Consider the following 19,739-nt stretch of genomic DNA (forward strand, 5'->3'; position numbering starts at 1 on the left):
TCGGTGCCCTAATTGCAAGACGGATGCCCTGCGAAGATAAGGATCTCAAAATATGCGAGCCTTTGAACTCGACCCTCGTCTTGCCAGGGACACGACGATGATCGGCAGGCTCGGGCTCTGCGAATTGCGCCTGATGAATGATCGCCGCTGGCCTTGGCTGCTACTGGTGCCGCAGCGCGACGGCGTCACCGAGTTCCACGACCTCACCCCCCTGGACCAGACCATGCTGACCTTTGAGACCGGACTCGTTTCCAAGGCGCTGAAGAAGCTCACGGGCGCCGCCAAGATCAACATCGGCGCGCTCGGCAATATCGTTCCGATGTTCCACCTGCACATCGTGGCGCGGCGCGACGGCGACCCGAACTGGCCGGGGCCGGTATGGGGATACGGCACGGCCGAGGCCTACGAAGCAGAGGCGGCCGGCCGATTCGCGGCCGATATCCGGCAAGCGGTCCTGCCCGCATGAAGGACGACAGCGAACAGGCGGCCGCACGGGAACTGAGCGGACTGATCGGGTTCGCCGGAAACCGCCTGTGGCGCGACGGCGAACGGCGCAATGGCGACAGTCTGGCCGCTGCGCTGGAACATACAGACGCCCGCATCTTCCTCACCCACGACGGCCAGTGGCTCTGCCGCACCGACGGTGCCGCGCCGGACCCGAGCTTTGCCAAACCCGCCGCTATCGAACGCGGCGCGAATCTGGATGATTGCGTCCTGCTCGGCTTCGACCCGGCCGGCCGGCCATCGCTCGCCGCCGCGATCGACGAGACGCCCGCCCTGACGGACGACCTTGCGCTGATCGGCCTTCGCTCCATCGCCGTGCAGGCGTTCCTCGATCCCGATACCGAGGGGCAACTCGGCCAGGCAGCGCACCTTCTCGGCTGGCATGCCAAGAATCGGTTCTGCGCCCGCTGCGGCGAACCGACCGCGGCGGAGGCGGCAGGATATCGGCGTCGTTGCACGGGCTGCGGCGACGTCGTCTTCCCGCGCACGGACCCGGTGACGATCATGCTCGTCCACGATGGCGAGGGCCGTTGCGTACTTGGTCGCCAGCCGCATTTTCCAGAGAATTTCTGGTCCTGTCTCGCCGGCTTCGTCGAAGCTGGTGAAACTGTCGAAGCCGCCGTCCGACGCGAAACTCTCGAGGAATCAGGCCTTACGGTCGGCGCCGTGCGCTATCTCGCGTCGCAGCCCTGGCCGTTTCCCGGCAGCCTGATGATCGGCTGCGTCGCCCAGGCAACCAGCCGCGACATCGATTTCGACGCCGAGGAACTGGAGGCCTGTCGCTGGTTCGCCCGTGACGAGGTCCAGGCGATGCTGGAGGGCCGGCATTTTGACGCATTCGCCGTGCCGCAGCGCTTCGCCATCGCCCATCACCTGATCAAGGCCTTCGCCGACGACGCCCTTTGACGCCGCGTGCCTAACCTATGGGGACCTATTGGCTCGATGGCGCTCCATTACCGTAGAGTCGCTCCGGCGCGGCCTCGTAGACGCCCATGATCTTGACGTCGTGGGTGAAGAACGACAGCTCCTCGAACGCCAGGCGAAGCGACTCGTCCTGCGGATGGCCTTCGACGTCGGCGTAGAACTGCGTGGCGATGAAATGCCCCCCGATCTGGTAGCTTTCCAGCTTCGTCATGTTGACGCCGTTGGTCGCAAAGCCGCCCATCGCCTTGTAGAGGGCGGCCGGCAGGTTGCGCACCTCGAAGACGAAGGTAGTGATAGTACCGCCGTTTCCGGCGCTGGCACCATCGCCGCCACCCTGCGCGGCCCAGAGATCGGCTTCATGTGCGCCGGGTCGCGACAGGATGACGAAACGAGTGATGTTGTTGGCCGAATCCTCGACATTCCGTTCGAGGATATCGAGCCCGTAATGGGCGGCCGCCAGCTCCGGCGCGAGCGCCGCCATCGTCCGGTCGCCGGCTTCCGAGACCTCCCGCGCCGCACCCGCCGTATCGCCGGAAACCACCGGCTTCCAGCCATTGCCGCGGATATATTTCCGACACTGGCCGAGCGCATGAATATGGCTCTGGACGCTGCGGATTTCGTCCCGCCCGACGCCGGGCAGGGTCATCAGCTGGAAATGGATCGGCATGAAATATTCGCCGACGATCTGCAGGCCTGAATCGGGCATCAGATGATGGATGTCCGCGACCCGTCCGGCAAGCGTATTCTCGATCGGGATCATCGCCAGCGCCGCCTCGCCGGAGCGCACGGCGTCGAACGCGTCGTCGAAGGACGGACAGGGCAGCGGCGTCATCTTCGGATGGACGACATGGCAGGCCATGTCGGAATTCGCCCCCGGTTCGCCCTGGAACGCGATTCGTTTCGTCGCAGCTTCGCTCACGCTTCAACTCCATACATTGTCCGCGCCCGGTCCAGATCGTCCGGCCCGTCGACACCGAGCGGCACCGCATCGACGATCTCCGCGTCGATACGCATGCCATCCTCGAGCGCCCGCAATTGCTCCAGCCGCTCGCGGATCTCCAGCGTCGAAGGCGGAAGCCGGACGAAACGCTCCAGGCCGGCTCGCCGGTAAGCGTAGAGACCGACATGGTGATAGAGCGGCCCCTCGCCCCAGGGCGCCGTGGCGCGGGTAAAATACAGCGCTTTCAACCGGGTCGGCCCGATCGGCGAGCCGACCAGCTTCACCACGTTGGGATTGGTCTTTTCCGCTTCGTCGCGAATCGCCACGCACAGCGTCGCAACGTCGCAGCGCGGGTCCTCGAACGGAGCGAGAACCTGACGAATCGCTTCCGGCTCGATGGTCGGAAGATCGCCCTGCACATTCACCACCGTCTCGACGACGCCGTCGGGATCGAGTCGCGTCAGCGCTTCGAAGATGCGGTCGGAGCCCGACGGGTGCTCGGGCGAGGTCATCACCGCCTCGTGCCCGGCGGCCATAACGGCGGCCCTTATCTCCTCGGCATCGGTCGCCACGACGACCCGGCCGATGCCGGCCGCCTCGGCCCGCTCGGCGACGCGCACCACCATCGGCCGACCGGCGATATCGGCGAGCGCCTTTTTCGGCAGCCGGGTGGAGCCGAGGCGCGCGGGGATGAGCACGAGAATCGTCATGGGCTCCACATGAACCGAAAAGATGGGCGCGCGGACGCTGAAATTGCGCCCGCGCGGCGAAAAAGGCACCGAAACCGCCTCTTACAGCTGTTGCCATCAAACCGCAAAGGACCTAGGTTCCGCGCGTTTTTCGCCAGTGGATTGTGGCGGCGTCGCGCCGTCTTTGCAGAGGGACCGTCCCACCAATGAATTCCTTCGAGTTCAACAAGATCGTCGGTGCTGTACTCGCGACGATCTTCGTCCTGTTTGGCGGGAGTATCCTCGCCGAGGGGCTCTTCCACTCCGAGGCCCCCGAGACCCCCGGCTACGAGATCGTCGCGGCCGAAGCGGACGCCGGCGGCGCCGAAGGCGGCGCGGCCAAGGCCGAGGAGACGCCGATCGCCACGCTTCTGCAGACCGCGGACGCCGAGGCGGGCGCCGGACAATTCAAGAAATGCGCCGCCTGCCATACGGCTGAAAAGGGCGGCGCCAACAAGGTTGGGCCGCATCTCTGGGACGTCGTCAACCGTCCGATCGCCTCGATTTCCGATTTCGCCTATTCGGCCGGGATGACCGAGTTCTCGCAGGGTGGTTCGGTCAACTGGGATTACGAACATCTCAATGGCTTCCTGAAGAACCCGAAAGGTTACGTGTCCGGCACCGCGATGGGTTTCGCCGGCCTCAAGGATCCCGAGGCCCGCGCCGAGCTGATCGCCTATCTGCGCACGCTTGCCGACAGTCCGGCGCCGCTGCCGGAGGCGCCGGCCGAGGCCGCCGCGCCGGCAGAGGCAGCAGCCGAGGGTGCCGCCCCGGCTGAAACCGCCGCGGCCGATCCCGCGACGACGACCCAACCAGAGGCCGCGACCGCCGACGCCCAGGCCCAGGCGCCGGCGGTGACCGACACGAACGCGGCGCAGGCCGCACCTGGTGCCGAGGCCGCGCCGACCCAGGCGGCCGAGAGCGAGGCTCAGGCGCCGGCGGCGGAAAAGCCAGCCGAAGCCGCGCCTGCCGAAACCGCCGCACAGCCGGCGGCCGAATCGGCTCCCGCAGCGGAACAACCGGCCCCGCCGGAAGCCGCGGCACCAGCCGCCCCGGCAGCCGCCGCGCCAGCGCAAACGGCTTCGGTGTCCGGTGATCCCGAGGCCGGCGAAAAAGCGTTCCGCAAATGTGCGGCCTGCCATGCGGTCGGCGAAGGCGCGAAGAACAAGATCGGTCCCGAACTGAACGGCATCGTTGGCGAAAAGATCGCCGCCGTCGAGGGATACAAATTCTCCCCGGCTCTGACCGAATATGCGGCCGAGCATCCCACCTGGACGGTCGAGGAACTGACCGCCTGGCTAACCGACCCGAAGGGCACCGTGCCGGGCACGAAAATGTCCTTCGCCGGCATCAAGAAGCCGGAGGATGTCGCCGATATCATCGCCTATCTGGCGAGCTTCGACGAGAACGGCGCCCAGACCGGAAACTGACCGCCGCGCTCCAGCCGTGATGACAGACGAATCCAGGAAAGGCCCCGGTGCGAACCGGGGCCTTTTTGATGGGGGCGCTGTCAGCCGACGCCCCCGATCGGTCGCAAGACGGCGTCATTCCATGACAGTGGATTCGACCCCATTGGGTTGTTTTTCTGTCTCTCGCAAACGAGGTGCGCCCACATTCAGGGCGGGTATTGCTGGGCCAAAAACCCCGATGCAACCCTTCCGCGAAACGCCGAAATCGCTGTCCAGAAGACATCAGAACGCCGAACCCTGCGACAAAACCGGAGCCGTTCTCAGCGCTGAACGCTGAGGTTTACGTAAGAGCACGTGCCACGTTTTATCGCTCAACGATCGAACCGGCCGTCCATCAGTAGCTTTCGCGCGGTGCGAGCTCGTGCATTACCCGCCCGTGCGTCCCGTTTTACTTCTTCCCAATTGCGAGGGAGGTACTCAGCGGGGAACTCTTCGAGCACGCTGCCCTGTTTATATTCGTCAATGATCTGTTGTCCCGTTCGTCGACGATATCGCTCGTCTCGTTGACGCCGAGTGACGTTTCGTCCGCGCCGGACGCGACGCTCTCGTCCGCGTTCGCGCTCTCGTCGGTCTCGACGCTGACGCCGCCGCCGCTCCCGCGCTCTTTCTCGTTGCTGTTGGCGTTCGCGCTGGCGCCGACGCCGTTGTTGGCGTCGTCGCCGTGCCCGGCGCGCCCGCGCAGCCGCACGGGCTCGGGCTACCGCTGCGGGGACCGGCATGGCGTCCCTCCTCTTAGCGCGGCCCCCAGTCGGATGTTCCGTCGGCCCAGATGATAAGGTAGTTGCGATAGGGGACGTTGTTTAATGGACCCTCGAAAGTCACTCGAATGTCGAAGCGAACGCCGTCCATGACGTTCTCCTCACACTCGTCAGCGTCTTTTTCGATTGACGTCGACTCCGCGTCTGACTCGATGATCGTGAATAGTGGGGCGGTGAACCGGTCCTTAATTCCCCACCGCTCGTTCCGCAGTCGGCACGGCGGATCGAACACGTCCCAGTCGAAAAAGAATGTCACAGAGGCCAGAGTCATCCCCAGCAAATTCTGGGCCGAGAACTTCCACGTCGTCGACCCGCCGGGCTGCGGTTCCTCAAGGCGAGCTGCGGTGAGTGTCTCGAAACTGCCCTGTTTCCTCACGTGCTGCATGTACGCTTCGAAGGCTTGCTTTGAATCCGACATAGCGCTGGGTCTCCGTGATGGCCGTGAGCTGCTTCACCTCTTATCGTTCACATCGCAGCCGCGTGGCCGCTGGGATTAACATCGCGTTCGATGGAAATCGTGCCGTGCGAATAAAGTAACAATATCATCTATCGTACGTCGGTCAAGAATGTTGCACAAACCGGCCGTAGCGGCATAATGGGGGTTTATTGACTCGCCTTCGGCCTGAAACTTTGCAGTCAGCTTCAGCTGTCACTGCGGCGGCTTCCCCAGCCGATTGTATTAAGAGTTCGTCCGGAAAGTTATTCATTTCAAACAGAACCTTCGCAGCATGAAGCGGATTGACGCCAGTTTGAGGAAGGCGAGCGCGTTTCGCGACAGGTTCTCGAAGTCTTTGGACAGCCTGCGGCATCGCCCCAGCCATGCGAACGTCCGTTCGACCACCCAGCGTCTCGGCAGAACCTCAAAACCCTTGGCCGTGTCGGATCGCTTGACGATCGCGGTCGCAAGTCCGGGCATGGCTTTCTTCTGACCCTTGTCGAAGACAGGTCCCTGATAGCCGCCGTCGGCAAACAGTTTCTTCAAGAACGGATAGCGCCCGAACAGCGTCCGCAGGACCCACACACCGCCGTCGCGATCCTGGATGTCGGCCGGATGAACCAGCGCGTGCAGCACAAGACCTACCGTATCGACGAGGATATGGCGCTTCCTGCCTTTGACCTTCTTGCCCGCATCATACCCGCACGGGTCAATCCGACGCCCCCTTTTTCAGCGCCTTTGACGCTCTGGCTGTCGATGATGGCCGCCGTCGGGCTGGCTTCGCGGCCCATCGCTTCGCGGCATTTCACGTAAAGTTCCTTATGAATACGACCGAGAGTGCCATCCCAGTTCCACAGGTCGAAATAGCTGAACAGTGTGCTTTTCGGCGGCAGGTCCTTCGGCAGGGCCCGCGATTGGCAGCCGGTGCTCAGAACATAAAGCAGGCCGTCGAGAACCTCCCGGACATCGACCTCACGCCTGCGGCCGCCGCGCTTGGCAGGGGGGATCAAAGGCTCGACCAGCGCCCATTCGGTATCCGTCAAATCGCTCGGATAGCGCTGACCATCCCGATTGTATTTCCCGCGATTCGCTTTCGTCCACATCGCTTCCACGCCCTCGTCGAATCAAATCGACCGCATGGAATCACAAGCGATTCATATCATTCAAATTCTTTGTGGACTGACACTTAAACCTGCAAACCAACTTGCCTAACGCTTGAGCACCCTTAGTGTAGGTGTATGTCGCCTATGCTAGCCCGAGCTGGAGTCGCCATGTGGTCTCGCCTGTTCGCCGCGGGTTTCGCGGTGCTCCTGCTGTATGCCCCGGCCTTCGCTGACGTTAAGGACAAGGTCGCTGCCCTCGCGCCTTCGGGCCTGGTGCTCGTACTGGACGCAGAAGGCAACGAGTTGGTCGCGCAGAATGCCGACAAACCCTTCGTTCCCGCTTCCGTGGCCAAACTTGTCACGGCATGGCTGGCCATGGAGGTGCTCGGCGGCGACTACCGCTTCGAGACCCGCTTCTATCTGGACGACGACAGAGTGCTTTACGTGCGCGGTGGCGGCGACCCGTTTCTGGTCTCCGAAGAGCTGGCGCTGCTCGCGCCTAAGCTTCTCGCCGAAACCGGCACAGAGCCTTTCGCCGGCATCGTGATCGACGCGAGCTATTACCCCGCCGATCTTCGTATTCCGGGTATCGAGGACACTGACGAAGCCTATGACGCGCTGAACGCGGCGCTCGCGGTTAACTTCAACACGATCAACGCTGTCCGAAACGGCAAGACCGTCCGCTCCGCCGAAGAGCAAACCCCGATCACGCCGCTCGCGATTAGCCAGTTCCGGGCACGCGCTCCCAACGGCCGGAGCCGCATCAGCCTGGCCAAAGAAGATCCCAAGGTAAGCGTGCGGTATGCCGGCGAATTGCTTGCCGCCTTCATCGAGCGCGCCGACGGCAGCATCGAGGGCGAGATCTCGGTCGGCTCCGTCCCCGCGGGACTGGAGCCGGTTTACATGCACCGCCAGTCGCGCGATCTCTCCGAAATCTTGCGACAGATGCTCATCGGCTCGAACAACTACATCGCCAACCAGGTCTTCCTAGAGATCGGCGCCAAACGCCTGGGCGGGCCGGTCAGCCTTGAGAAGTCGCTCCAGGTCGCTCGCGAGAACCTCGCGAAACACGGCCTCGAAGACGCCATAAATCTGGAGGAGGGTTCAGGCATCAGCCGCAACAACAGCTTCACCGCACGAGGCCTCGCCAAGGTGCTCGACCGTTTCGCGCCCCATGCCGAACTGCTGCGCAGCACCAAGAACGGCTCCCGGTACAAGACCGGCACCTTCTCCGGCGTTCGCACGCTGGCTGGATACGCCAGAACTTCCAGCCACGGCGACGTGCGCTTTGTCATCTCGCTGAACAGCGGGCCCGGCAAGCTGCGGTTCCGGTTGCTCGAGGCCATCGAGCGCGAACTGTAGACGGGGCGGCTGGCATTCAGGCCGCCGCCTATCCCCGCCTCGGATCGGAAACGGTCATTCGTTCTGCTCGTGACCTGACCACCGCTGAACGAAGGCCCTGACCACTCACGTCACCGATTTGCGTAGATCCTCATGTTCGAGAACCACAACGGCCCTCGGTGCCATTGACGTCCATTAAGATTTGGTCAGGTGACTTCCATCGAATGATGGCCATAAATGATCCGGATTCTTTTGAGATTCCCGGATTGTCTTGGGATTCAAAGTCACGAGATCCAACCGGAGGCCCCGCCCTTGCCACTGCCGACGCGCGCCGCCCGTCTCGCCTGCCTTGTCGCGATCGCCTTCGGGCTCGGAACCGCGCCGGCCCTTTCCCAGGACAAGACCGACGCGGCCATACCGACAGCGACGGACAGTCCGACCGCTCCGCCCGCCGCCGTTGCCGCCGCCGTCCCCGAGGCCGGGGAGTGGCAGACTTCGTCGTCGCTGATCGGCCCGTCGAAATACCCCGCCGACTTCAAGCACTATGATTACGTCAATCCCGATGCGCCCAAGGGTGGCACGCTCAATTCCGTCGCCATCGGCTCCTTCGACAGCCTCAATCCCTTCGTCGTGCGCGGCACGCCGGCCGCCGGCCTTGCCGTGTTCGGCGGCGGCATCCTCTACGACACGCTGATGGAGCAGTCGCCCGACGAGCCGGGAACGGCCCACGCGATGATCGCCGAGGCGATGCGCCATCCGGCCGATTTTTCCTCCGTCACCTTTCGCTTGAACCCGAAGGCGCGCTGGCACGACGGCGAGCCGATCACCGTCGAGGACGTGATCTGGAGTTTCGAGACGCTGACGAAGCTGCATCCGCAGTGGTCGGCCTATTACAAGAACGTCACCAAGGCCGAGAAGACCGGGGAGCGGGAAGTCACCTTCACCTTCGATCAGGCCAACAATCGCGAGCTGCCCAACATCATGGGCGATCTCACGGTCCTGCCGAAACATTGGTGGGAGGCCGAGGGCGCCGACGGCAAGCCGCGGGATATCGGCGAACCGTCGCTGGAAAAACCGCTCGGCTCGGGTCCCTACGGGGTCGGCACGGTCTCGACAGGCAAGTCGATCGAATGGGAGCGCGTCCCCGACTATTGGGGCGCCGACAACCCGACCCGCGTCGGCCGCTACAACTACGACAGCATCCGCTACGTCTACCTGCGCGATGCCAACGCGGCGTGGGAGGCCTTCAAGAAGGGCGGACTCGACGACTGGCGGCTGGAGAACATCTCCCGACGCTGGGCCGAGGGCTACGACTTCCCGGCGGTCAAGAACGGCCAGGTGATCCGCAAGACCATCGACAATGCCCAGGTCCAGTCGATGCAGGCCTATGTGTTCAACAACCGACTGCCGAAATTCCAGGACCGGCGGGTGCGCAAGGCGCTGACGCTGGCCTATAATTTCGAGGAGATGAACCGCACGCTGTTCTTCGGCCTGTATCAGCGGATCGACAGCTATTTCGACAACAGCGAACTGTCCGCGACCGGCCTGCCGAGCGAGCGCGAGTTGAAGTATCTCGAGCCCCTGAAGGGCCAGATCCCCGACGAGGTCTTCACCGAGGAGTTCACCCTTCCGGTCTATGGCGACGCGGCCTCGACGCGCAACTATCTGCGCGAGGCGCTGGGCCTCCTCAAGGAGGCCGGCTACGAGTTGAAGGGCACGACGCTGGTCGACGCCAAGACGGGCGACCCCTTCGCCATCGAGTTCCTCGGCAACGACCCCTCGGACAGCCGGGTTCTCGAGCCCTTCGCCCGCCAATTGAAGCGTCTCGGCATCCAGACCAATGTCCGCATCGTCGACACCAACCAGTATATCGAGCGGATGAACAATTTCGACTTCGAGGCCGTCGGCATGCGCTATCCGGGCCAGTCGCTGTCGCCGGGCAACGAGCAGCGCGACTTCTGGAGCACGGTCGCCGCCGACGCGCCCGGCAGCCGCAACTATGCCGGCATCAAGAACCCGGCGATCGACCAGCTCATCAATGACATCGTCTACGCGCCCAGCCGAGACGATCTCGTCGCCGCGACGCGCGCCCTCGATCGGGTCATGCTATGGGAATATTATGTCGTGCCGCAGTGGTACAAATCCGAGGACTGGCTGGCCTATTGGGACAAGTTCGGCATGCCCGAGAAGCAGCCGGCCTATTCCGGCATCGATTCCTTTTCCTGGTGGATCAAGGCGGCCGAGAAAGACACGGCGTCGGCAAACTGATGGCCACTGCGCTGAGCCGCCTCACCCGCCGCCGCTTCGGCCAATTGGCGCTGGGCGCCGGCGCCACCACCATCCTGCCGCGCGCCGCGTTCGCCGAGGTCGCCACGGAAACCCCGCTGCACGGCCTGTCGGCCTTTGGTGAGCTGAAATACGGGCCGGACTTTACCCATTTCGACTATGCGAGCCCCGAGGCACCGCAGGGCGGCCAGATGAACCTCGCCGTGTCGAACTGGACCCTCAATCAGTCGCCCTCGACCTTCGATACGCTCAACACCTTCGTCCTTCAGGGCAACGCGCCGCCACGCATGGAGAGCCTTTACGACGCGCTGATGGTGTCGTCGCTCGACGAGCCGGACGCGCTCTATTGCGCGCTTGCCGAAAGCGTCACGGTCTCGAAAGACCGCAATGCCTTCACCTTCAAGCTGCGGCCGGAGGCCAAGTTCTCGACCGGCGAGCCGGTGACCGCCGACGACGTCGTCTTCACTTATGAGACGCTGAAGGAACTCGGTCATCCCAGCCTGCAAGTCGTGCTGCGGGCGGTGAGCGAGATCGTCGCGGACGACGCGCGGACGGTTCGGATCGGCTTTTCCGGCGAACAGAGCTATCAGGACGCACTGAACGCGTTCGGTATCCCGGTCGTCCCGCGCGCATTCTTCGAGGATAAGGAATTCGACCGGGTGAGCGGCGAGGCGATCCCCGGCAGCGGCCGCTTCGAGATCGCCCGTTCCGAATTCGGCCGCTTCATCGAATATCGCAAGCGCGACGACTATTGGGCGAAGGATCTGCCCTTTGCCAGGGGTCTCGATCACTTCGACACGCTGCGCATCGATTTCTTCCGCGACCGGCAGCCGGCGCTGGAAGCGTTCAAGAAGGGCATCATCACCTTCCGCGAGGAGTTCACCACCAAGGACTGGGCGACGGAGTACGATTTTCCGGCGGTGACGAGCGGCGCGGTGGTGAAACGGGAGTTCCCCGGCGAGGAGCGGCCGAAATTCCAGTGCTGGGCGCTCAATCAGCGGCGGACGCGCTTCGCCGACAGCCGGGTGCGCCACGCGATCAACATGTGCTTCGACTTCGAATGGACCAACGCGAACCTTCTGTTCGGCCAGCGCATTCATTCCAACTCGCCCTTCCAGGGCTCGGAATTCGTCGCCGAAGACAAGCCATCGGAGGCAGAGCTTGCGCTTCTGGAACCGCTGCGGGGCGAAATGCCGGACGACGTCTTCGGCGAGGTTTGGGTGCAGCCGGTCAGCGACGGCAGCGGCCGCGATCGGGGGATGCTGCGCGAGGCGACCCGGCTTTTCGCCGAGGCCGGCTGGACGCGCCAGGGCAACCGGCTGGTCAACGAAGCGGGCGAAGCGTTTCGCCTGGAGTTCATGACCCAAGGCCAGGAACAGCAGCGCGTCTATGCCAAATTCATGGAAACGTTGCGCATGATCGGCATCGACGCCTCGACCCGGCTCGTCGACGCAGCGCAATATCAGGATCGGGTGAACCGCTTCGACTTCGACATGATCCTCGCCGCTTTCAGCCTCAGCGCGACCCCGACCCGCGAGAGTCTCACGCTGTTCTTCGGCAGCGAAGCGGCGGACCGTCCGGGCGCCTACAATTATCCCGGCATGACGAGCAAGACGGTTGATGCGCTGCTGGCGAAGGCGGGCTCGGCCAACAGCCGCGACGATCTGGTGACGGCGATGCTCGCCCTCGACCGGGTGCTGCGCTGGCGCCTCGACTGGCTGCCGAACATCAATGCAAATGTTCACCGCGCGGCCTTCTGGAACATCTTCGGCTTCAAGGACACCAAGCCGGACTATGGCTGGCCGGTGGAAAGCCTTTGGTGGTTCGACAAGGAAAAGGCCAAGGCGATCGGCCGCGCCTGAGAATTCCGGCCCGTCGCGCCGCGGCGGGGCCGCGTTTTGCGATCCCCGCAAGGCGGGCTATCAAGATCAACCACGTCGTTCGGTCGCGAATCGGCCGGCTCGCCTGACATCTCGGAGACGATTCCCCGCACATGGGCGCCTATATTCTTCGCCGCATCTTGCTGATGATCCCGACGCTGATCGGCATCATGGCGATTTCCTTCGCCGTCATCCAGTTCGCCCCCGGCGGACCGGTCGAACAGGTCATCGCCAGCCTGCAGGGTGAGGCCGGCGGCGCCACCGACCGCGTCTCCGGCGGCGGCGGCGATTTCGGCAGCGGCCAGGGCGGCGGCGAAAACTCCGGTTACCGTGGCGCACAAGGCCTCGACCCGGAATTCATCGCCCGGCTAGAAAAACAATTCGGCTTCGACAAGCCGCCGCTGGAACGCTTCGGCAAGATGCTGTGGGACTATAGCCGTTTCGATTTCGGCGAGAGCTATTTCCGGTCGATCTCGGTGCTCGAACTGATCCTGGAAAAGATGCCGGTGTCGATCTCGCTCGGTATCTGGATCACGCTTCTATCCTATCTGATTTCGATCCCGCTCGGCATTCGCAAGGCCTTGAAGGACGGCTCCGCCTTCGACGTCTGGACGTCGGGCGTCGTCATCGTCGCCTATGCGATCCCCGGCTTCCTGTTCGCCGTGATCCTGATCGTGCTGTTCGCCGGCGGCTCGTTCTACGACTGGTTCCCGCTGCGCGGCCTTCTCTCGGACGGCGTGCGCGGCGACTGGTGCGCGCCGTGGTCGCCGGCCTTCGATCTGCCGAACTGCGCTACTCGGACAGTCCCCGACTATTTCTGGCATCTGACGCTGCCGCTGATCGCGATGTCGCTGTCGGCCTTCGCCACGACGACGCTGCTCACCAAGAACTCGTTCCTCGACGAGATCCGCAAGCAATATGTGACGACGGCGCGGGCCAAGGGGCTGTCGGAGCGGCGCGTCCTTTACGGTCACGTCTTTCGCAATGCCATGCTGATCATCGTCGCCGGATTTCCCGGCGCGTTCATCTCGGCATTCTTCGCCGGCTCGCTGCTGATCGAGACGATCTTCTCGCTCGACGGTCTCGGCCTGCTCGGCTTTGAATCGATCTACAAGCGCGACTACCCGGTGGTCTTCGCGACGCTCTATATCTTTTCCCTGATCGGTCTGGTGACGACGCTGATTTCCGACCTCACCTATACCTGGATCGATCCCCGCATCGACTTCGAAAAGCGGGAGGTCTGATATGGATGACGCTCTCAAAGACCGCCTGGAGGAGAACCGGCACCAGCCAGATGCTGCGACCGAGGCCGCTCGCATCGCCGAGGAGCAGACCAGCGGCATCGCCCAGATGGCGCCGGAGTCGGAATTCGTCCGGCGACCGCGCCTGTCGCCGCTGAACCAGCGGCGCTGGCAGAACTTCAAGGCAAACCGACGCGGCTACTGGTCGCTGTGGATCTTCGCCTTCCTCTTCATCGTCACGCTGTTCGCCGAGTTCGTCGCCAACGACAGGCCGCTGTTGGTCGAATACAAGGGCGAGTTCTACTATCCGGTCGTGGTCGACTACCCCGAGGAGGTGTTCGGCGGCTTCCTGCCGGTCACCAACTATCGCGACCCCTTCGTGCAGGACGAGATCGCCGCCAACGGCTGGGCGATCTGGCCGCCGATCCGCTATTCCTTCCAGAGCGTCAACAACGAGATCCCGACGCCGGCGCCCTCCGCCCCCTCCTGGACCTTCTCGAAGGAGGAACGCTGCCAGCGCTATCCTCTCGGCGTCGACGACCCGAATTGCAGCTTCGGCAACATGAACTGGCTCGGCACCGACGACCAGGCACGGGACGTCGCGGCGCGGCTGATCTACGGCTTCCGGATCTCCGTGCTGTTCGGCCTGATCCTGACCGCCGCCTCGGCGGTGATTGGCGTCGCGGCCGGCGCCGTCCAGGGCTATTTCGGCGGCTGGATCGACCTTCTGTTCCAGCGCTTCATCGAGATCTGGTCGTCGATCCCGGTGCTGTATCTTCTGCTGATCATCGCCGCGATCCTGCCGCCCGGCTTCTGGATCCTGCTCGGCATCATGCTTTTGTTCTCCTGGGTCGCCTTCGTCGGCGTCGTGCGGGCGGAATTTCTCAGGGCGCGCAATTTCGAGTATGTCAACGCGGCGCGGGCGCTCGGGGTCGGCGACTGGACGATCATCACCCGCCACCTTCTGCCGAATGCGATGGTGGCGACGCTGACCTTCCTGCCGTTCATCCTCAACGGCTCGATCACCACGCTGACCTCGCTCGACTTCCTCGGCTTCGGCCTGCCGCCGGGCTCGCCGTCGCTCGGCGAATTGCTGGCCCAGGGCAAGAACAACCTGCAGGCGCCCTGGCTCGGCTTTTCCGGCTTCCTCGTGATATCCTTGATGCTCTCGCTGCTGGTCTTCGTCGGCGAGGCGGTGCGCGACGCCTTCGATCCGCGCAAGAGTTTCGGATGAGACGATAAGGATTGGCGAAAAATGAATGAGGTTCGTCGCAAGACAATTGAACATGTGCCGACGGGTCATCTTCCAGCCGATATGCGGGAAGGACTGGCACCGAACGCGCTTTTGACCGTCACCATCGTAGAAGAGGTGGCGGAACGCTCCGATTCGTCCGAAAAATTGCCGAAATATCTCCGCTACTGGGGGATCGCAGCGCACAAGAATACGAGCGTCGCAGAAGCCGTGACCCGTATCCGCAAACTTCGGGACGAATGGGATTGATGGACCATCCGTCGGTTTATCTTGATACCAACATCGTCATCAGATTGATCGAGTATCGCGATGAAGAGGTTCAGGCTTTCTTGCGAAGTGTCCATGCGCGTAATGGCATGGTCGTAAGCAGCGAGGTAACGCTCGCGGAAGTGTTGGTGCTCCCAATCAAAGACCGGGATCATGAACTTGTCGCACACTATGAAGGTTTCTTAACGACCGGAGATGGTATCGTCATTGTCCCCGTAGGTCGCACTGTGCTGAGGAGATGCGCTGAACTGCGCGCTGAGTTCGGTGGTCGGACACCGGATGCGATACACGTCGCATCCGCGATCGAAGCCGAATGCCAATATTTCCTGACGGCCGATCGACGAATTCGAGCCCCAACGACATTGGAGATGCTGGACATCGGCACACTGCCGGATTGGAACACCTTACCTTGAGCCACGATCACAACCATTCGCACGGCTTCACCGGCCACACCGCCGGAGCCAATGAGACGCGGATCGGCATCGCGGCGCTGCTGACCGGCCTGTTCATGGTCGCCGAGGTGGTCGGCGGCCTGATCTCGGGCTCGCTGGCGCTGCTCGCCGACGCCGCGCACATGCTGACCGACTTCGCCGCGCTCGGCCTCGGCTGGTTTGCCTTCCGGCTCTCGCGGCGGCCCAGCGACGAGCGCCGCACCTTCGGTTATCACCGCTTCGAGGTGCTGGTCGCCTTCGTCAACGGCCTGGCGCTGTTCGTCATCGCCGGCTTCATCGTCGTCGAGGCAGTCGATCGCCTGCGCTCGCCCGGCGACATTCTCGGCGGCACCATGCTTGTCGTCGCGATCGGCGGGCTGATCGTCAACATCGTCGTCTTCGCGATCCTGCACGGCGCCGACCGCGACAACCTCAACATCCGCGGCGCGGTTCTGCACGTGCTCGGCGATATGCTCGGCTCGGTCGCGGCGATCGTCGCGGCGGTTGTGATCCTTGCCACCGGCTGGACGCCGATCGATCCCATTCTGTCGGTACTCGTCGCCGTTCTCGTCCTCGTCTCGGCGTGGCGGCTCGTCCGCGATGCCGGTCATGTGCTGCTCGAAGGCACGCCTAGCGGATTGGATGTGACCGACGTCGAGCCGCATCTGGTGGAGAGCGTCGCGGGACTGCGCGAGGTCCATCACGTCCACGCCTGGTCGATCACGCCGGAGCGGCGCATGGCGACGCTCCACGCCTGCATCGAGGAAGCGGCGGACGGCACGGTAGTGACTCGCGCGATCAAGATGGAATTGAAGCGCCGCTTTGCGATCGGCCATGCCACGGTCGAGATCGAGCGCGATTGTTGCGCGGACCATGACCACGCGCACCGGCACGACGACGCCCATTTGAAGGATCGATCCGCTTGAGCCCGATCACCGCCGCAGCCGCCACTTCCCGCGACCCGCTCCTGTCCGTGGAGAATCTCTCTGTCGCCTTCCATCAGGGCGGCAAGACGCAGATCGCCGTGGACGATATCTCGTTTTCGATCGGCAAGGGCGAGACGTTGGCGCTGGTCGGCGAATCCGGCTCCGGCAAGTCGGTCTCGGCGCTGTCGATCCTCAAGCTCTTGCCTTACCCCTCCGCCAGCCACCCCGGCGGCGCCGTGATGTTCGACGGCGAGAACCTCATCGACGATGACGAACACGATCTGCGGAAGGTGCGCGGCAACCGTATCTCGATGATCTTCCAGGAGCCGATGTCCTCGCTCAATCCGCTGCATACGATCGAGCGGCAGATCGGCGAGATCCTGAAGATCCATCGCGGCCTGCGCGATCAGGCGGCGCGCGAGCGCACGCTGGAACTCATGCGCCAGGTCGGCATCCGCGATCCGGAAAAGCGGCTCGGCGCCTATCCGCACCAATTGTCGGGCGGCCAGCGCCAGCGTGTGATGATCGCCATGGCGCTCGCCAACGAGCCGGACCTTCTGATCGCCGACGAGCCGACGACGGCGCTGGACGTGACGGTGCAGGCGCAGATTCTGGAGCTGTTGAAGACCCTCCAGGCCGAGCGGCGCATGGCGATGCTGTTCATCACCCACGACCTCGGCATCGTCCGCAAGATCGCCGATCGGGTCTGCGTGATGTATCAGGGCAAGATCGTCGAGGAAGGGCCGACCGAGCGGATTTTCGCCGATCCCCAGCACGCCTACACGAAACATCTTCTCGCGGCCGAACCGAAGGGCCGCCCCCCCGCCGCCAACGCCAACGCGCCGGTGGTGATGGAAGCGGAAAACCTCAAGGTCTGGTTTCCGATCAAGACCGGATTCTTCCGCCGCACCACCGACCATGTGAAGGCCGTCGACGGCATCGACATCACCGTGCGCGCCGGCCAGACCGTCGGCGTCGTCGGCGAGTCGGGCTCGGGCAAGACGACGCTCGGCCTGGCGCTGTGCCGAATGATCTCGTCCGAAGGCGAAATCCGCTTCGAGGGGGAGCGCATCGACGAACGCTCGTTCAAGGCGATGAAGCCGCTGCGCGAGAAGCTGCAGATCGTCTTCCAGGACCCGTTCGGTTCGCTGTCGCCGCGCATGAGCATCGCCGACATCGTCGCCGAGGGCCTGGCGATCCACGAAAAGCGGCTGACGCCCGCCGAGCGCGACGCCCGCGTCGTCGCCGCCCTGGATGAGGTCGGGCTCGACCCGGCGACGCGCTTCCGGTTTCCGCACGAATTTTCCGGCGGCCAGCGCCAGCGCGTCGCCATTGCGCGCGCGATGGTGCTCAACCCGCGCTTCGTCATGCTGGACGAGCCGACCTCGGCGCTCGATATGAGCGTCCAGGCACAGGTCGTCGACCTCCTGCGCGACCTGCAGAAGAAGCATGACCTCGCCTATCTCTTCATCAGCCACGATCTGAAGGTCGTGCGGGCACTTGCCAACGAGGTCATCGTCATGCGCAACGGCGTCGTCGTCGAGCGCGGCCCGGCCGAGGACATCTTCGACCGGCCGCAGACCGATTACACCAAGGCGCTGATGGCGGCGGCCTTCGACATCGCCGCCGTGCCGACCGAGGTCCTGTCCCAGTGACCAAAGGCCATTACCGCGATCAGCTCGCCGACCAGCATCTGGATTTCCGGGTCGTCGAGACCGAGACCCTGCATGACGGCTTTCGGCCGCTCCAGGCGACGACGCTGCATCACGAGCGTTTCGACGGCGAAGGCGAGCTCGGCCCCATCCGGCGGGAATATCTCGCCACCGGCGAGGTCGTCATCGTCATCCCTTACGATCCCGCGCGGGACGCCATCGTCGTCATTCGCCAGTTCCGCATCGCCGCCGCGCTGGTGCTCGATCTGGCGGCGGCGCTGGAATTGCCGGCTGGCATCGTCGATCCGGGCGAGGACGGCGAGGCGGCCGCCCTGCGGGAGCTTCACGAGGAAACCGGCCTCACAGCTCAGGCGATCGAGCGCTGTTACCGGATCCTGTCGTCGCCCGGCCTGACCACCGAGCACGCGACGATCTTTCTAGCCATCGTGGATGCGTCGGACCTCACCGAATCGGCCGGCAAGGACGGCGAGCATGAGGACATCCGTCCGATCCTCGCCAAGGTTGACGATCTGATCGCCGCCGTCGACGACGGCCGCATCGAAAACGCCTTCCTGGTCGGCTGCGCCCATTGGTTCGCCCGCAAGGGGCGTGCGCGGGCGCAGGTGCTGTCCGGAACACTCGACAGAGAGGACGAGCCTTGACCATTCTCCTGTCCGTCACCGGTTTCGATCCGATGCGCTGGCGGGCGGCACTCGAAGCGGCCGGCGGCGATCGCCCGATCGTGCTGGAGCCGACGAGCAGCGCCGATACCGCGATCGACTACGCCGTCGTCTGGAAGCAGCCGCCGGCGCTCCTGGAAAACCTGCCCAACCTCAAGGCGATCTTCTCGCTCGGCGCGGGGGTCGACCATATTTTCGCGGACAAGCAGCTGCCGGACGTTCCGGTGGTGCGGATCGTCGCCGACGATCTGTCGAGCCGCATGAGCGAATATATCGTCTGGCGGGTGCTCGACCATTTCCGCCGCGGCCGCGCCTATCGCAGCCAGCAGGCGCAAAAGATCTGGCACGAGCGGATGCAGCCGGCGGCCCGCGAAATCACCGTCGGCTTCATGGGCTTCGGCGAGCTCGGCCAGGACGCCGCCGGCAAGCTGAAACCGCTGGGCTTCCGCATCGCCGGCTGGAGCCGCACGCAAAAGACGGTCGCGGGCGCCGAAACTTTCGCGGGCCAGGCCGGGCTCGACGGTTTTCTCGCCGCGACCGACATTCTCGTCGTGCTGCTGCCGCTGACCACCGAAACGCGTGGCATCATCGATGCCGGCCTGTTGTCGCGCCTGAAGCGGCAGACGCCGCTCGGCGGCCCGATCCTGATCAATGCCGGCCGAGGCGGCCTGCAGAACGAAGCGGCGATCCTCGACGCGCTTGATCAGGACATCCTGTTGGAAGCCTCGCTCGACGTCTTCAACGTCGAGCCGCTGCCCGCGTCGAGCCCGCTCTGGACCCATCCGCGCGTCTTCGTCACGCCCCACGCCGCGGGAATGTCCCGGTCTCTGTTGAAACTCTGAAGTGGGCGGCGTTGCCCGCCTTGAGCCGTTAGGCTCGGGGTGCCGATTCCACTGAGGAGAGCAACGCCATGAAGAAAGA

At 64.0% G+C, this 19,739-nt stretch carries 18 protein-coding genes and 1 pseudogene; 14 read left to right on the forward strand and 5 right to left on the reverse strand.

What is annotated here, in order from left to right; genetic code table 11:
• Positions 1 to 52 precede the first annotated feature (52 nt).
• Together VQ045_RS15475 and nudC are read left to right on the forward strand one after the other, a co-directional pair.
• The gene (locus tag VQ045_RS15475) at positions 53 to 466 is read left to right on the forward strand and encodes an HIT family protein (RefSeq protein ID WP_331830733.1); all 414 of its coding nucleotides are present in this window, start codon (positions 53 to 55) and stop codon (positions 464 to 466) included.
• Positions 463 to 1,410: an NAD(+) diphosphatase gene (nudC, locus tag VQ045_RS15480; protein WP_331830734.1), complete on the forward strand. Its 948-nt coding sequence runs from the start codon at positions 463 to 465 to the stop codon at positions 1,408 to 1,410. The genes VQ045_RS15475 and nudC overlap by 4 nt, the downstream gene beginning before the upstream one ends.
• A gap of 25 nt (positions 1,411 to 1,435) precedes the next feature.
• Here nudC and VQ045_RS15485 read toward each other — a convergent pair whose 3' ends face one another.
• Both VQ045_RS15485 and VQ045_RS15490 read right to left on the reverse strand, forming a co-directional pair.
• The gene (locus tag VQ045_RS15485) at positions 1,436 to 2,287 is read right to left on the reverse strand and encodes a prephenate dehydratase (RefSeq protein WP_442879881.1); all 852 of its coding nucleotides are present in this window, start codon (positions 2,285 to 2,287) and stop codon (positions 1,436 to 1,438) included.
• A gap of 56 nt (positions 2,288 to 2,343) precedes the next feature.
• Positions 2,344 to 3,078, reverse strand: coding sequence for a 3-deoxy-manno-octulosonate cytidylyltransferase (locus VQ045_RS15490; RefSeq protein WP_331830736.1), 735 nt, complete (start codon positions 3,076 to 3,078; stop codon positions 2,344 to 2,346).
• A gap of 185 nt (positions 3,079 to 3,263) precedes the next feature.
• Between VQ045_RS15490 and VQ045_RS15495 the strand changes: the two genes are divergently transcribed.
• Positions 3,264 to 4,526, forward strand: coding sequence for a c-type cytochrome (locus VQ045_RS15495; protein ID WP_331830737.1), 1,263 nt, complete (start codon positions 3,264 to 3,266; stop codon positions 4,524 to 4,526).
• Between the two features lie 427 nt (positions 4,527 to 4,953).
• On the opposite strand, the gene VQ045_RS15500 is transcribed toward VQ045_RS15495, so the two are convergent.
• The 3 genes and pseudogenes from VQ045_RS15500 to VQ045_RS15510 form a co-directional block, all read right to left on the reverse strand.
• Positions 4,954 to 5,253: a hypothetical protein gene (locus VQ045_RS15500; RefSeq protein WP_327648078.1), complete on the reverse strand. Its 300-nt coding sequence runs from the start codon at positions 5,251 to 5,253 to the stop codon at positions 4,954 to 4,956.
• Between the two features lie 44 nt (positions 5,254 to 5,297).
• On the reverse strand, positions 5,298 to 5,741 hold the full coding sequence (locus VQ045_RS15505) for a hypothetical protein (protein ID WP_327626141.1): 444 nt from the start codon (positions 5,739 to 5,741) through the stop codon (positions 5,298 to 5,300).
• A gap of 285 nt (positions 5,742 to 6,026) precedes the next feature.
• A pseudogene (locus VQ045_RS15510) lies at positions 6,027 to 6,862 on the reverse strand (IS5 family transposase).
• Positions 6,863 to 7,030: 168 nt separating this feature from the next.
• Here VQ045_RS15510 and VQ045_RS15515 point away from each other — a divergent pair.
• From VQ045_RS15515 to VQ045_RS15565, 11 genes are all read left to right on the forward strand, one after another.
• Entirely contained in the window at positions 7,031 to 8,224 is a 1,194-nt protein-coding gene (locus tag VQ045_RS15515) for a D-alanyl-D-alanine carboxypeptidase/D-alanyl-D-alanine-endopeptidase (protein WP_331830738.1), read from the forward strand.
• A 393-nt stretch (positions 8,225 to 8,617) separates the two neighbouring features.
• Positions 8,618 to 10,471 (forward strand): extracellular solute-binding protein, encoded by a 1,854-nt coding sequence (locus VQ045_RS15520; RefSeq protein WP_442879882.1) that lies wholly within the window; start codon positions 8,618 to 8,620, stop codon positions 10,469 to 10,471.
• Positions 10,471 to 12,351 carry an extracellular solute-binding protein gene (locus VQ045_RS15525; protein ID WP_331830740.1) on the forward strand — a complete coding sequence of 627 codons (1,881 nt, stop codon included), beginning with the start codon at positions 10,471 to 10,473 and terminating at the stop codon, positions 12,349 to 12,351. Before VQ045_RS15520 ends, VQ045_RS15525 begins: the two co-directional genes overlap by 1 nt.
• 131 nt (positions 12,352 to 12,482) lie before the next feature.
• Positions 12,483 to 13,613, forward strand: a complete 1,131-nt coding sequence (locus VQ045_RS15530; RefSeq protein WP_327626136.1) for a microcin C ABC transporter permease YejB — start codon at positions 12,483 to 12,485, stop codon at positions 13,611 to 13,613.
• Between the two features lie 106 nt (positions 13,614 to 13,719).
• Complete coding sequence (locus tag VQ045_RS15535) at positions 13,720 to 14,844, forward strand: ABC transporter permease (protein WP_327626144.1); 1,125 nt, start codon at positions 13,720 to 13,722, stop codon at positions 14,842 to 14,844.
• A gap of 21 nt (positions 14,845 to 14,865) precedes the next feature.
• Complete coding sequence (locus VQ045_RS15540; protein WP_327626135.1) at positions 14,866 to 15,111, forward strand: hypothetical protein; 246 nt, start codon at positions 14,866 to 14,868, stop codon at positions 15,109 to 15,111.
• Positions 15,111 to 15,542 carry a type II toxin-antitoxin system VapC family toxin gene (locus tag VQ045_RS15545; RefSeq protein ID WP_327626134.1) on the forward strand — a complete coding sequence of 144 codons (432 nt, stop codon included), beginning with the start codon at positions 15,111 to 15,113 and terminating at the stop codon, positions 15,540 to 15,542. The genes VQ045_RS15540 and VQ045_RS15545 overlap by 1 nt, the downstream gene beginning before the upstream one ends.
• A complete protein-coding gene (locus tag VQ045_RS15550; protein ID WP_331830741.1) occupies positions 15,539 to 16,486 on the forward strand; it encodes a cation diffusion facilitator family transporter in 948 nt (315 codons plus the stop codon). Before VQ045_RS15545 ends, VQ045_RS15550 begins: the two co-directional genes overlap by 4 nt.
• Positions 16,483 to 18,141 carry an ABC transporter ATP-binding protein gene (locus VQ045_RS15555; RefSeq protein WP_331830742.1) on the forward strand — a complete coding sequence of 553 codons (1,659 nt, stop codon included), beginning with the start codon at positions 16,483 to 16,485 and terminating at the stop codon, positions 18,139 to 18,141. The genes VQ045_RS15550 and VQ045_RS15555 overlap by 4 nt, the downstream gene beginning before the upstream one ends.
• On the forward strand, positions 18,138 to 18,800 hold the full coding sequence (locus VQ045_RS15560; RefSeq protein ID WP_331830743.1) for an NUDIX domain-containing protein: 663 nt from the start codon (positions 18,138 to 18,140) through the stop codon (positions 18,798 to 18,800). The genes VQ045_RS15555 and VQ045_RS15560 overlap by 4 nt, the downstream gene beginning before the upstream one ends.
• Before the next feature lie 32 nt (positions 18,801 to 18,832).
• Complete coding sequence (locus VQ045_RS15565) at positions 18,833 to 19,660, forward strand: 2-hydroxyacid dehydrogenase (protein ID WP_331830745.1); 828 nt, start codon at positions 18,833 to 18,835, stop codon at positions 19,658 to 19,660.
• Positions 19,661 to 19,739 lie beyond the last annotated feature (79 nt).

This window comes from Aurantimonas sp. E1-2-R+4, from assembly GCF_036549515.1.
GTDB classification, from domain to species: Bacteria; Pseudomonadota; Alphaproteobacteria; order Rhizobiales; family Rhizobiaceae; genus Aurantimonas; species Aurantimonas coralicida_A.